Raw genomic sequence first — 13,257 nt, 5'->3', positions numbered from 1 at the left:
TGCATTCAACTGATGGCAAAACGCAAGTCTAGCTGCCGGACACCGCCGCTGTACACCCAAATGTAAAGGAGCTGCATCCAAACCTGCACTGACATGCATCATATAACAACACAACACAATTATTGAAAGACAGGAGAATGACCATGTATGAAGAGTGGATCCCTATCGTGCTGTTTCTGTGCATCGCTGCATGTCTGATCGTATTCCTCTACCTGCGCCATCTTGGCCAGGTCCGCAAAATGGACACGGTACTGAAGCTGGCCGAGCATGGTGGCCAGGTCACTGACCAGATGCTGCAGTTGTTGGGCGAAAACAATAAAGCTGTTAATGACATGCGCAAAGGGCTCATCCTGATAGCGATCAGCTTGCCGGTGATTCTGGGTTTTATCGTGCAAGGTAACTGGACCGCCGCGATTTTTGTTGGCGGCATACTGTTGTGCGCAGGACTGGCGTATCTGGTAGTGATGAAATATGGTAACAGTCATCAAGGTGGTCGGCAGGAACTGGATTGACGGACACTGGCGTGACTGACAACGGGTCGCTGGAGGCGGGCCTGATTCTGCGAGCGCTCGGCGGTGCGGATGACAGGGCGTTCGGGCAATTGGTGGTCATGCATCAGAGCCGGGTGCGGGCGCTGTTACGCCGCTTGTGCGACAACATTCATACGGCAGACGATCTGGCCCAGGACGTTTTTGTCATTGCCTATCAGAAATTGTCTGATTATAGAGGTAAGGGGCGTTTTAGCGCATGGTTGTGCAGCATTGCCTACCGCCAGTACTTGCAGAACCACCGTCAACGGAAACGGGAACGTGACGTTCATGCCGAGTACGGAGCCTGGCAAGAACTGGCAAACGGCAACTCGACACCGGACGCAGACCCCATGCACATCGACCTGGAGCGTGCCCTGCTAAGATTGCCGGCGCCAGAGTCAGCCGCCATTACCCTTAACATGACGCTGGGATATTCTCACCGGGAAGTCGCTACCGTGATGCAACTGCCACCGGGCACAGTCAAATCGCACATCAAGCGAGGACTGGAGAAACTGAAACTGCAGTTATCCGCCTCCGCAGAGCACAACCCAGCGAGCGCTGGCAGGGAGAAACCAGTATGACCATTGATCTTGAGTCTCTGGAAGATCAACTGCGGCAACGGCCGCCCATTACCGACCACGGCTTCAGCCAGGCCGTCCTGCGCCGCATTGCCGCGCAGCGGCGGCGGCGTCAGCAAACGCTGCTGGCGCTATGGGCGCTGGCAATCATGGCGGCACTGATCGTTGCCACCACGCAGTTTGAGACCTGGGCGGCTCACTTGCAGCCGCTGACTTCAACGTGGGCCACACATGCCGGGCAAATGCTCTCCGGCACCTCATGGCAACTGGGATTAAAACAGCTCTGGCAGCCCTCCGGCGAGATGGTTGTGACCGGCCTTATTGCTCTGTTGCTGACCACCGTATTCGTGGCGGTCTGGGACTAGGCCTTTGAATTGACTACAACAACACGCCCTTTAAGGGTATGATCTCTCCTCAGCGCAGGTGCGACACTCAGTCTGGTACGCGGGCTTGCGCCCGGGAGAACGATGCTCATCAAAATCTACAGAAACATCAGACGCAATATTGCCGAAGACGGCCTTATCGTCAGTAGCTCAGGTTTTCTGGTCAAATCCATGGTCGGTAAAATAGATTTTTCCCGGCCACTGCGTATTCTGGAGATTGGCAGCGGGCGTGGCGCATTCACGCGCGAACTCATTCAACGCATGTGCCACCGGTCGCAACTGGATGTGTGCGAGATCAAAGCCAACTACAACCCCTGGATTGAACAGCTGATGTCCGGCAACCCTGACAAACAGGTGCAATTACATAATTGTTGTGTCACCGAATTGCTGACGGAAGCAGGTCGGTATGATGTCATCCTGTCGTCCCTGCCACTGAAGAACTTCGAGGGCATGAAGGACAACAATGCGTTTTTGCACAAAGTCATCGAAGCGCTCAGGTTCGGGCTCAGAGATGGCGGGATTTACCTGCAATATCAGTATTTCCGCAGCAACAAGGCAGACATTGAGTCGATATTCGGCAAACCCATGGATGACGTTGATTTTGTCGCCCTGAACATCCTGCCAGCGTTTGTGTACAGCATGACCAAGGGCCCCGTCGAACAACGTGCATAAAGAGAAGCTGGAAACCGTCAACTTTTTTGGTTTGTACACGTGGCTGGCCGTCGTGGCGATTTCGTTGTCGCTGTATTTTTTCTACCCCGACCTGTTCGCACCACAAAATATCCGGCAGTTTTTTTCCGATAACCTGGCGCTGGGGCTGCTGGGCTACTTCGTCATTTCGACGTTGCGCGGGTTCACCCTGATCCCGTCCACACCCATTGTACTCGCTGGCATTCTGGTGTTCCCGCCGTGGCCGCTATTTCTGGTCAATCAACTGGCGGTGTATTCCTCCTCTGCCATCGTTTATCTCATGGCCCGTCAGTTTCGCTTCGATCATTATTTCCATGCGCATTACCCGACCCAGGTAGAGCGCTTAACAGCCCTGCTGAAAAAACGGGAATTGATCGTCATCAGTGCCTGGGGATTCATCCCTGTCGTGCCCACCGACATGATTGTCTACGTATGCAGCGTCCTGCGAATCAAACTGTGGAAGACCTTGCTCGGCGCCTCCATTGGCGAGGGTATCATTTGCGCCATTTACATCTTCGGCGGCGCAGCCGGTCTGAGCGCCCTGCTTGAGTACTTCTGAAGCTGTCCTGAGCCCGCCTGATGATTGTGCAACGCCGCCGCAACGGGTACTCTTGGAGGTAAATAACAACACTAACAGGACACCACGACTATGACTTCACAGCGAATGACGTCACCGCGCAAGCAGCGACACCCGACCTTCAGATTGCCTGCCATGCTGGCCATCAGTCTGCTGCTGGCGACCACCTTCGGCCATGCCGATACCAGCTGGCCAACAACTGCCGATGGCGCCGAAGCTGCCGGCTTCTCTGTCGCCACCATCGACCGCCTTGATGCTGCCATGGAAAAAATCGTCGCCGACAATGACGTTGCCGGCATGGTCTGGCTGCTGGCCAAAGATGGTCAGATCGCCACCTACGACAGCGCCGGTTTTGCCTCCATCGAAGATCAGCGTGTGATGACCAAAGACACCCTGTTCCGAATTTACTCCATGACCAAGCCCATCACTGGTGTTGCCTTGATGATGCTGCATGAGCAGGGTTTGTGGGATTTCGACGACCCCGTCAGCAAACATATCCCCGAATTTGCCGACCTCGAGGTGGTGCTGAATTACGATGAGGCCGGCAATATCGAACTGGGCCCGGTAACGCGCCAACCCACGATGCGGGAGCTGCTGAACCATTCCGCCGGCTTCGGTTATGGTCTGAGTGGCAACGACCCGGTCAACGATGCTTTTCGCGAGCTGGAAGTACTGGCGTCACCGGATCTGAATGCACTGATCAGCCGGGTGTCCAACATCCCGCTGATGTATCAGCCCGGTGATGAATGGGTATATTCCGTTGCCGTGGATATACAGGGGTACATCGTCGAGAAACTGTCTGGCCAGCCCTTTGGTGAATTCCTGGCTGAACACCTGTATGCACCACTGGGCATGACTGACACTGCGTTCTACGTAAGCGAGGCAGACCGCGAGCGTTTCGCGGATGTTTACCGCTGGGATAGCGAACAAGGCAAATTGATGCGCAACCCGCCGCGACCGGATCGTCCCAGCTACCTTGATGCCGACCGGCTCGAATCCGGCGGTGGCGGCCTGGTGTCCACGACTCACGACTACGCCCGCTTTCTGCAGATGCTGGTCAATGGCGGCGAACTGGACGGCCAGCGCATTCTCTCGCCCGAATCAGTCGAGACCATGCGCACCAACAGTCTGCGTGACGGCTTGCTGCTGCGTGGTGGCGACAACCGCCCGGGACAGGCCGGACAGGGCTTTGGTGTCGATTTCGCCGTTATTTTCGACCCTGAGGCGGCGCGCTCGAAACAGGGCGAAGGCACCTACTACTGGAGCGGTGCGGCCGGCACCTGGTTCTGGATCGATCCGGTATACGATATGTTCTGGATCGGCATGATTCAAAGCCAGGGCGGCAACCGACCCGGGGCAGCCAATATGCGCCAGATAGCCATCGATATCATTTACGACGAGCTTAACAACTAAAACCAGACGCATACCTGCGCGGGGAAGAACAACAATGTCAGACAAACCTAACTGGCGCACGTTTATTGTCGCCTGCCTGCTGATCCTGGCCGGCTCGTTACTGGCGCACCAGATACAGACCGCCGGCAATATCGAAATCAAGGATGTACGCTTCACCGGCGCCAACGGCAACACCTTAAGCGCGTTGCTTTACATCCCCGACAATGCCACTGCTGATACGCCCGCGCCCGGCATTCTGGCGGTTCACGGTTACATCAACTCACGCGAAGTGCAGTCTGGTTTTGCTATTGAATTCGCCCGACGTGGTTACGTCGTGCTGGCGCTGGATCAGGCCGGTCACGGTTATTCGGATGCGCCTGCTTTTGCCAACGGCTTTGGTGGCCCTGCGGCGCTGAGTTATCTGCGCAGCCTGGATATTGTCGATACCAACAACATTGGCCTGGAAGGTCACTCCATGGGCGGCTGGACCGTACTGGCGGCAGCTGCCGCTGCGCCGGACGCTTACCGGTCCATGGTCCTGCAAGGCTCCAGCACCGGCAGTGGCATGGCACTGCCGGGGACGCCGGACTGGCCACGAAACGTGTCAGTGGTGTTCGCCCAATACGACGAGTTTGCACCGCTGATGTGGGAGGTGGCTGAAGGCCGGAATGCTGCCGACAGCACAAAACTGCAGGCCTTGTTTGGCACCAGCGCCCCAATTGTCGAGGGACAAGTCTATGGCAATATTGCTGACGGTAACGCACGGGTCTGGCAATCACCGCCGGTGACGCATCCCGGCAATCACCTGTCGCACGCGTCAATCGGACACGCCATCGACTGGTTTGCGCAAACGCTGGAAGGCGGCAATCCCGACGCGGTCAATGACCAGATCTGGTTCTTCAAGGAAATCGGCACCCTGATTGCACTGATCGGATTTGTGATGCTCATGCTGGGCAGTTTCAACGTATTGCTCCTGACCCCTTATTTCAGTCGGCTCATCTCTGCCAACAGCCCGTCAGCGTATGTCCGCCGCACCGGCAAATGGTGGGTTGCCGCCATCATCTCCGCCATCATCCCGGTGGCCACCTTCTATCCTGCCATGGGTTGGGGCGCTGCCTTGCTGCCAGCCTCAGCATGGTTCCCGCAAGCCATTACCAGCCAGATTGCGGTGTGGGCGGTAGTCAATGGACTGATTTTCACTGCGCTCGGATTCATAATTCGTACGGGCAAATTGACGTATTCCCATCAACTACTGCCATCCATTAGCATTGCTCTGCTAACGGTAGGCATTGCCTATGTATCAGTACTGGCAGCAGACTTCCTGTTCAAGGTCGACTTCCGCTTCTGGTTCGTCGGCGTCAAGGCCATGAGCCTGGATCAACTGCAGATCATGCTGGTCTACCTGATACCTTTCACCGTGTTTTTTGTGCTGGCTCTGCGCGCATTACACAGCGGCCTTTCGGTTGCCAGCGACCGGCCACTGCTTCAGTACTGCAGCAATTCACTGGCGCTTATGGGCGGCTTTCTGTTGTTCCTGATTGCTCAGTACAGCAGCCTGTTTACACGCGGCGTGCTGATAACGCCCGGTGAGCCACTGAACACCATTGTTATGATACAGTTTGTGCCCATGTTGCTGATCGTTGGCATTGTCAGTACTTACACGTATCGCCGCACCGCCAGCTATCTGCCCGGCGCTTTTGTCAATGCGCTGTTCGTGAGCTGGTATATTGTTGCCGGGCAAGCTACCCAGTTCGCCGGCTGAGCCACAAAAAAACAACCCAAGGACAGTAAAATGGAAGGTCTGGTTACGTCACTGAACAATGTTATCTGGAGCAGCGCACTGGTTTTTTTGTGCCTGGCCGCCGGCCTGTTTTATTCGGTGTTGACGCGGTTCGCGCAATTGCGCCATTTCCGCGAAATGTGGCGCTTGCTATTTCAGGGCAACGAATCCGAACAGGGTATTTCATCGTTTCAGGCGCTGGCAGTATCTCTGTCCGGGCGAGTCGGGGTCGGCAATATTGCCGGGGTTGCAGCAGCCATTGGTTTTGGTGGACCGGGTGCCGTGTTCTGGATGTGGGTGGTTGCGTTTCTGGGCGCCAGCACAGCCTACGCCGAATCAACACTGGGTCAACTCTACAAGGTTGAGGAAGACGGACAATACCGGGGTGGCCCTGCCTACTATTTTGAGCGCTGCCTGGGACAACGATGGCTGGCGGTCATGTTTGCGCTGGCTGCAATCATCGCCTGCGGCATGTTCCTGCCCGGCGTTCAGGCCAATGCCGTGGGCAACGCCGTCGCCCAGGTCTTTGGCGAAGGTACCATGGTAGTGACCGAGTTCGGTGAAGTCGGCTCCAACAAACTGGTCGCACTGGCCGTCATCCTGATGATCCTGGCCTTCATTATTTTTGGTGGCATCAAACGTATCGCACACTTCACCCAGATTGTCGTGCCATTTATGGCGCTTGGCTACATTGTCATGGCGATGATCATCATTTTCCTGAATCTGAGTCAATTGCCCGGGGTCATCGGCATGATCTTCAGTGACGCCTTCACCGCGCAGGCCGGGTTCGGCGCCGCTATCGGCTGGGGCGTTCGCCGCGGTATCTATTCCAATGAAGCCGGCCAGGGCACCGGCCCGCATGCGGCATCCGCCGCTGAGGTTGACCACCCGGCCCAGCAGGGCCTGGTGCAGGCGTTTTCGGTTTACGTCGACACCCTGTTTGTGTGCTCGGCAACCGCTTTCATGATTTTGATCACGCAGCAGTACAACGTACAGGGCACGCTGGAAGTTGGTCAGTTCATCGTACAGAACGTTGATGCCGGCACTGAAATCAACTCGGCGGCATTTACCCAGTTGGCACTGGGCAGCGTCTTCGGCAGTTTTGGACCGATGTTTGTAGGGATATCGCTATTTTTCTTTGCCTTCACTACCATCCTGGCGTACTACTATATCGCCGAGACCAACACCGCGTATCTCAATCGCTATTTCAAGGCCAGAATACCGCTGGTGCTAGTGAAGTTCCTGATCATGTTTATGGTGGCGTATGGCATGGTCAACAATGCCGGTTTCATCTGGACCATCGGTGATATTGGCGTCGGCCTGATGGCCTGGATCAATATTGTCGGTATCCTGGCGATCTATTTCGTCGCCGGTCCGGCGATTGCCTGTCTGAAGGACTATGAGGAACAACTGAAAAGCGGCAAGCCGATCACCTTTGATCCGCGCAAACTGGGCATCAAGAATGCCACCTTTTGGGAGAAGCGCCACGACAAGGCACAAGGTGCGACCCAGGGCAGCAGCCAGGACAGAGACAGCATCGCGGATTAAACGCCGTTGCGCTGTTCCTGTCAGCCCAGGTAGCTTTTGAAACCATCGAGCAGCATTTGCACCGAGATGGTCACCAGAATCATGCCCATGAGGCGCTCGATGGCTTTCAGGCCACGGGCGCCCAACAGCTTGTAAAGACGCTGCGACAGTAACAGTATTGCTGCGGTCAGCGTCCAGGCACCCATCAGCGCCAGCAACCAGTCACCACTGCGATCAGGCCCGGTTTCCGCCAGCAGTACCAGTGTCGCCAGCACCGATGGCCCGGCAATCAGGGGCATTGCCAACGGCACAATCAAAGGTTCACCCTCACTGCCATCATCTCCCATCACGCCGCCGCGCGAGGGGAAGATCATGCGAATGGCAATAATCATCAATACCAGGCCACCACCTATCGATATGGCTTCCCGTGACAAGCCCAGCACCGTCAGAATGGTCGGTCCGGTGAACAGGAACAACAGCATGATACCAAGCGCGATCAGCAATTCGCGGATCAGGATACGTCGGCGGCGCTCAGGCACAACCCCGGAAAGCACACTGAGGAATATCGGGATATTGCCCAGTGGGTCCATAATCAGGAACAGGGTGACAGCGGCGGCAAACGTTTCCATAGTGATCAGACCCGGATGGTTTCAGTGTTTATACGCCCGGCATCATACGCGTTTTCCGGCCTGAACTCATCCTGACGCTGCAGGCGCATCCGGGGTTTCCTCAGAAACTGACGGTTTGCTGGAGTAAGGTTGCCCCGCTCTCATCACGAATGGACATGTCCAGCACAGGGGAGTCGCCGGACCAGTCCACCTCCAACAGACCATAATTGGCCACAGCAAACGCTTCACCTACACGGTGACGATTGGGGCTGATGGCGTGCCATTCCTCAGTCAGACCTGACGATGTCAATTCCACCAGCGCATATGGCAAACCGGCATCATCAATACGACTGACCTCGGACCAGTGCGTATCACCGGAAATAATCACCGTGGGTACCCGCGGCGCAGCCTGCAACAGCTCAAAAAAACGCTGCCGCTCGGCTGGAAAGTTAGCCCAGCTTTCCCAGCCGGTAAAATCTGCCAGTAGCTGGATGCTGGATCCGATGATACGCAGGTCGGCCGCCACCTCAAGCTGTTGTTGCAGCCACTGCCACTGAGTCTCTCCCAACATGGTCGCCGCCGCAGACAAATCGGCATCGTATGGTCCCATATCCTGTGCCAGGCGCGCCTCACGCTTGGCCGTGTCTTCTATTTCAACCAACGACGTGCGATTCCAGCGCAAATCCAGCAGGATAAGCTGTACTTTCTGACCCGCCTCACCATACTCATACGCCGTGTAAATGCCGTCCGGGCGCGAGCGCCGTACGGAGTCTTCAGGCTCATTCCAGAAATCCAGCATGACCTGCCGCGAGGCCTCCTTAGCCGGATACTCAATGCCGCCATCATTGACGCCGTAGTCATGGTCATCCCAGATGGCGACCACATCGGCCTGTTCACGCAAACGCCGGAAGCCTTCAACGGCGCCCAACTGCTCGTATTTGGATTGCAGTACGGCGGGATCTTCACTGTCCCCGTAAATGTTGTCACCCAGAAACACAAACACTTCGGGAGCATCCGCCAGTACCGCTTGCCATATCGGTTGCGGCCTGTCCTGATGCACACACGAGCCAAACGCGATGACCGTGCGACTCTGTGCCGAGGTCTGTGACGACATTGTCATCGCCAACATCAAACCCAGTACCACTGTGCCTGCTCTTGCAATACTTATTGTCACGGTAAGAACTCCTTCATCGGTGCGACCATGGCGTCATTGTAATCCCGGTAGTCCTCGCCGAGCCACTGCATCAGGGTCGCGGCAATAGCATCGGCAGTGAGACAACTGTCAGGCACAATACAATTCCTGCCAGCGAAGACAACCAATTGTTATCAGTATCACATTTTCTGCGGCCCGGATGGGGCCAGACAAGATCGGCAGCATAAACATAACTGGCAGCCGGGTTTTCATTTTTTCTCCTGCAATCATGACAAGCCATGTCGGCGTGTCGGAAAAAAAAGGCCCGCAGCTAACACTGCAGGCCTTTTTGTTTAGCCAATTGACGTCGCTCAGAAGTCGACTGTCAGGGTTGCCGTGGCAGTGCGCGGTGGGGCGATCCAGCCACCCCAGCCACCGGCAACACCACCGATGTAGGACTTGTCGGTCAGGTTGGTGACGTTAACCTGAAGACTGGCACCTTTCAGGCCCTCCAGGTACTGATCAAGATCAACGCCGACATACAGATCAGCGACGCCATACCCGTCAATACGCGTGATATTGGCAGCATTCAACCAGCGGTCGCCAACGTCTTTGTAGGTCAGGCCGGCAGAGAAATTGTCACGGCGCCAGTCTGCGGAGATGACAAACATGTCTTCAGCAGAACCAAACACGGTATTGCCCGGGAATACACCCAGCAGCGTGTTGGCAGCCGGGTCCGGGGTGCCAATATAAGTGGAATCGTTCTTGGTGTAGGAGAAATACAGACTCAATGTCTCAGTGACCATTGCCTGTATCGCGGCTTCCACGCCCGATGACTCAATACCACCGACGTTGACATAGGCACCATCGCTTTCACCCAGGTAATCGATGCCGTCAGTAGAACCTTCCGGAATGTAGGTGATACGGTTGGCGAACTCAATATCGTAGTAGGTCAGGCTGGCGTTGAACATGCCGCTGGTGTAACGCAAACCGATGTCCATGCTGTCCGCAGTTTCCGGTTCCACTGAATCCAGCGCCGTCTGGTTGGCTTCCAGTACACCATCCTTGATGGAGGAGAAACTTTCGGCATAACCCATAAACGCTTCCAGGCCATCCACCGGCAGGGTATATACCAGACCACCACTAAGCAGCACGTCAGAGTCGGAGTTGACGGAAGCCGTTCTCAGCCCACCCTGATGCTCGTCTTCACGATCAATATCTACCAGGTATTGTTTGGCACCCAGGCGTGCAGTCAAAGGACCTGCAACAATGGTGTCCTCCAGGTACCAGGTCATGGTTTCCTGCGGGAACGTGCGATCGTACTGAGTCCAATATGGCACATGGTTGAAGTTGGCGCTGGTCCTGGAATCTATGACCTTTAACCAGTCGCGCGACTCGTTACGCTTGTTGTCTTCATACCAGAAACCGCCACGCAGGGTGTTATCAAACTGACTGAGCTCCTGCATCCAGGAGAAGTCAGCGACAAAGCCGGTGCGCTGCTTGTCATACACGGTGTGACGATAGGAACTGACCGGCACCGCGCCGGCGGGGAAACAGGCTGGATCGTAAGCGGGACCGGCCCCACCATAAGGGAATACCAGCGAGCTTTGACAACCCGGCGTGGGCTGCAGCGCACGACCCGAAGCATCCACAAAGGTAATGGTTCCCAGCGGGCCGCCGCCCAACACTGGCGCACCGGTGTTCAGTTCTGAATTAGGGTTGCCGGCACCGTCGTTACGCACGTCAACGATGTAAGGCGGGATCCAGTCACCGCGGCCACTGTTATCATGGTGATAAACCGAGGTACTGAAATCGATGCCCGACACCTCAAACTCGGCTTTGGCATACGCCAGCAGGTTCTTGCGCAGGGTCGACCAGGCGCGACGATACAGCTGATCAACGTGGGGGATGCCCGTCCAGTTTCCGGTCAGACGGTCCCAGGTCGGATCTTCGATAAATTCCTGCGGTGTAATGCGCTGATAGTTGTCTTCATGGGCATCATCGTAGGAGATGTAGCCGGTCAGTTCGACATTATCGTAGTAACCCTTCAGTTTTGCAGCAATATGATCACGATTGGATTCACCGGACCCATCAATCCATGAATCAATGTCTGAACCGGACATGCTGATCCAGGCAAAGGTGTTATCCATGATCTCACCGGTGTTATAGCGCACGAACACCTTGCGCGCGTTGTTATCGCCGAAGGTGGTGGAGGCGGTCAGACCCGCTTCCCGGGTCGGGTCTACACTGCGGAAGTTCATGCTGCCACCCAGCGCTTCGTGCGACCAGGAGGCGATATCAGAAGTGCCCTGCACGACGTCAACAGCAAACAGGTTTTCCGTGTCCAGGAAGCGGTTGGCCTTGGAACCGCCACCGTAGTTGGAGTTACCATTGGGAATGCCGTCTATGGTCATGCCCAGTTGCTGCTCATCCAGACTGACCTGAAAACCGCGGATGCTGATGGTTGTGGACCAGTCATCACCGCCGAAGGCATCGCCTTCGTTTACCAGTACGCCAGGGATATAGTCTATGGCACCCAGCACGCTGGACGCTCCGGATACCTGTTTAAGCATTTCTTCACTGACGGTGCTGCTGGCAAAGGTGCGCATTTGCGACGTTACGACCATTTCTTCCACCGCCGGCGCGTCCTGAGCAATTGCAAACGGCGCGGCCACCAGGCCGCCGATCGCCAGACAGACGCCACGATACAATTTTTTGGTTGTCATTAGGTAAAACCCCAGATAGTGTATTCGGAGCGGGTACTATAGGACCTGTCTATAACAACCGAACGACAGTTCGATAACACTTTCATAACAATAATGTGACAGTGCGACGTCCCGGAAAAGGAGACTCCATGGGGGCAAATGAAGACAACGCAAATCACTCCGGCCGTCTACTGGTGCTGGATGATGACATCAATGTCAGCGCGACCATCTGCGCGATTGCGGACCGGGCCGGGTTCGAGACCCAGGCGACCACAAAAGCGGAAGAGTTCTTCCAACTGGTCATGGACTGGCAACCAACCCACCTGATTGTCGATCTGGTAATGCCTGAGGTGGACGGCGTGGAAACATTGCATCGCCTGGCACTTTCCGGTCATCAGGGCAGTGTCATTGTCACCAGCGGCCTGGGCGGGCGCGTGCTGGAAGCAGCCAGCCGGGCTGCCGAAGAAAACGGTCTGAGAGTCTCCGGCGTCCTGCCCAAACCGTTCACTCCGGCCAAGCTTCGCAGTTTGTTGCATCAAGAGCCGGGCGACCAGAAACCACCAACGGCAACCGTTCAGTATGTGTCTCCGGTCAGCGCTGACATGCTGGCAACGGCGCTGGCGCAGAAGCAGCTTTGCGTGCACTATCAACCTAAAATCGAGTGCACGACAGAGAAGGTCGTAGGTTTTGAAAGTCTGGTACGCTGGGAACACCCCGAACGCGGCATGATATTTCCCGATCAGTTTATCACCCTGGCCGAACGCCACGGCCACATCGCCGAGCTCACGCGCCAGGTCTTTGACATGAGCCTGGCCTGGTTTGCCGCCAATTTCCTGGAAACCGACCTGAAGCTGGCAATCAATATGTCTCCGATCGTGTTGGCCGACGCGCAATTTCCCGTGTGGATCAAACAGGCCTGCGAGCGTTACGGCGTCGCGCCTTCCCAGATTACCCTGGAGATAACCGAAACCAGCAGCATGGAGAACCCGGTCGCCTCGCTTGAGTATCTGACACAGTTCCGTATCAAGGGATTTAATCTGTCCATTGATGACTTTGGTGTGGGGTACTCTTCGCTGGTCCAGCTGGCGCGCCTGCCATTCTCCGAAATGAAAATCGACAAGATGTTTGTCATGTCCGCATCCAGCTCGATCGAGTCACAAAAAATCGCCACCGCCGTGATTGGGCTGGCAAACGCGCTCGATCTGAATGTCACCGCGGAGGGAGTGGAGGACGACTGGACACTGCAGTTTCTGTGCGACCTCGGCTGTACTCATGCTCAGGGCTATCACATCGGCCGGCCAATGGCGCCGAAGTTAGCACTGCAATGGCTGCATGATAGAGAAAAACGCCCGTGA

The 13,257-nt window shown here is 56.0% G+C and carries 12 protein-coding genes; 9 read left to right on the top strand and 3 right to left on the bottom strand.

What is annotated here, in order from left to right; genetic code table 11:
• Nucleotides 1-143 precede the first annotated feature (143 nt).
• From ENH71_RS14360 to ENH71_RS14325, 8 genes are all read left to right on the top strand, one after another.
• Nucleotides 144-512: a DUF6249 domain-containing protein gene (locus ENH71_RS14360; protein ID WP_294136204.1), complete on the top strand. Its 369-nt coding sequence runs from the start codon at nucleotides 144-146 to the stop codon at nucleotides 510-512.
• On the top strand, nucleotides 509-1,111 hold the full coding sequence (locus ENH71_RS14355) for an RNA polymerase sigma factor (RefSeq protein ID WP_294137916.1): 603 nt from the start codon (nucleotides 509-511) through the stop codon (nucleotides 1,109-1,111). Before ENH71_RS14360 ends, ENH71_RS14355 begins: the two co-directional genes overlap by 4 nt.
• The gene (locus ENH71_RS14350; protein WP_294136200.1) at nucleotides 1,108-1,473 is read left to right on the top strand and encodes a DUF5056 domain-containing protein; all 366 of its coding nucleotides are present in this window, start codon (nucleotides 1,108-1,110) and stop codon (nucleotides 1,471-1,473) included. The genes ENH71_RS14355 and ENH71_RS14350 overlap by 4 nt, the downstream gene beginning before the upstream one ends.
• A 102-nt stretch (nucleotides 1,474-1,575) precedes the next feature.
• Nucleotides 1,576-2,163: a class I SAM-dependent methyltransferase gene (locus ENH71_RS14345; protein ID WP_294136197.1), complete on the top strand. Its 588-nt coding sequence runs from the start codon at nucleotides 1,576-1,578 to the stop codon at nucleotides 2,161-2,163.
• Nucleotides 2,156-2,740 (top strand): TVP38/TMEM64 family protein, encoded by a 585-nt coding sequence (locus ENH71_RS14340; protein WP_294136194.1) that lies wholly within the window; start codon nucleotides 2,156-2,158, stop codon nucleotides 2,738-2,740. Before ENH71_RS14345 ends, ENH71_RS14340 begins: the two co-directional genes overlap by 8 nt.
• A 90-nt stretch (nucleotides 2,741-2,830) precedes the next feature.
• On the top strand, nucleotides 2,831-4,171 hold the full coding sequence (locus tag ENH71_RS14335) for a serine hydrolase domain-containing protein (protein ID WP_294136192.1): 1,341 nt from the start codon (nucleotides 2,831-2,833) through the stop codon (nucleotides 4,169-4,171).
• A gap of 34 nt (nucleotides 4,172-4,205) precedes the next feature.
• A complete protein-coding gene (locus tag ENH71_RS14330) occupies nucleotides 4,206-5,912 on the top strand; it encodes an alpha/beta hydrolase family protein (RefSeq protein WP_294136190.1) in 1,707 nt (568 codons plus the stop codon).
• 30 nt (nucleotides 5,913-5,942) lie between these two features.
• Nucleotides 5,943-7,478 carry an alanine/glycine:cation symporter family protein gene (locus tag ENH71_RS14325; RefSeq protein WP_294136188.1) on the top strand — a complete coding sequence of 512 codons (1,536 nt, stop codon included), beginning with the start codon at nucleotides 5,943-5,945 and terminating at the stop codon, nucleotides 7,476-7,478.
• Nucleotides 7,479-7,498: 20 nt separating this feature from the next.
• Here ENH71_RS14325 and ENH71_RS14320 read toward each other — a convergent pair whose 3' ends face one another.
• The 3 genes from ENH71_RS14320 to ENH71_RS14310 all read right to left on the bottom strand — a co-directional run bounded on the left by ENH71_RS14320 (nucleotide 7,499) and on the right by ENH71_RS14310 (nucleotide 11,923).
• Complete coding sequence (locus ENH71_RS14320; protein WP_294136186.1) at nucleotides 7,499-8,086, bottom strand: YhgN family NAAT transporter; 588 nt, start codon at nucleotides 8,084-8,086, stop codon at nucleotides 7,499-7,501.
• A 100-nt stretch (nucleotides 8,087-8,186) separates the two neighbouring features.
• Nucleotides 8,187-9,239: an alkaline phosphatase D family protein gene (locus ENH71_RS14315; protein WP_294136183.1), complete on the bottom strand. Its 1,053-nt coding sequence runs from the start codon at nucleotides 9,237-9,239 to the stop codon at nucleotides 8,187-8,189.
• 329 nt (nucleotides 9,240-9,568) lie between these two features.
• Nucleotides 9,569-11,923: a TonB-dependent receptor gene (locus tag ENH71_RS14310; RefSeq protein WP_294137914.1), complete on the bottom strand. Its 2,355-nt coding sequence runs from the start codon at nucleotides 11,921-11,923 to the stop codon at nucleotides 9,569-9,571.
• A 128-nt stretch (nucleotides 11,924-12,051) separates the two neighbouring features.
• Here ENH71_RS14310 and ENH71_RS14305 point away from each other — a divergent pair, with 128 nt between their 5' ends.
• Nucleotides 12,052-13,257, top strand: a complete 1,206-nt coding sequence (locus tag ENH71_RS14305) for an EAL domain-containing response regulator (RefSeq protein ID WP_294131189.1) — start codon at nucleotides 12,052-12,054, stop codon at nucleotides 13,255-13,257.

It is taken from the genome of Pseudohongiella sp. (assembly GCF_011050365.1).
In the GTDB taxonomy this organism is placed as follows: Bacteria; Pseudomonadota; Gammaproteobacteria; order Pseudomonadales; family Pseudohongiellaceae; genus Pseudohongiella.
This window is presented reverse-complemented; position numbering and strand designations above follow the sequence as displayed.

Coding starts and splice junctions, on each gene's coding strand:
- ENH71_RS14360 (WP_294136204.1), top strand. CDS start 144: ATGTATGAAGAGTGGATCCCTATCGTGCTGTTTCTGTGCATCGCTGCA.
- ENH71_RS14350 (WP_294136200.1), top strand. CDS start 1,108: ATGACCATTGATCTTGAGTCTCTGGAAGATCAACTGCGGCAACGGCCG.
- ENH71_RS14345 (WP_294136197.1), top strand. CDS start 1,576: ATGCTCATCAAAATCTACAGAAACATCAGACGCAATATTGCCGAAGAC.
- ENH71_RS14335 (WP_294136192.1), top strand. CDS start 2,831: ATGACTTCACAGCGAATGACGTCACCGCGCAAGCAGCGACACCCGACC.
- ENH71_RS14330 (WP_294136190.1), top strand. CDS start 4,206: ATGTCAGACAAACCTAACTGGCGCACGTTTATTGTCGCCTGCCTGCTG.
- ENH71_RS14325 (WP_294136188.1), top strand. CDS start 5,943: ATGGAAGGTCTGGTTACGTCACTGAACAATGTTATCTGGAGCAGCGCA.
- ENH71_RS14320 (WP_294136186.1), bottom strand. CDS start 8,086: ATGGAAACGTTTGCCGCCGCTGTCACCCTGTTCCTGATTATGGACCCA.
- ENH71_RS14310 (WP_294137914.1), bottom strand. CDS start 11,923: ATGACAACCAAAAAATTGTATCGTGGCGTCTGTCTGGCGATCGGCGGC.
- ENH71_RS14305 (WP_294131189.1), top strand. CDS start 12,052: ATGGGGGCAAATGAAGACAACGCAAATCACTCCGGCCGTCTACTGGTG.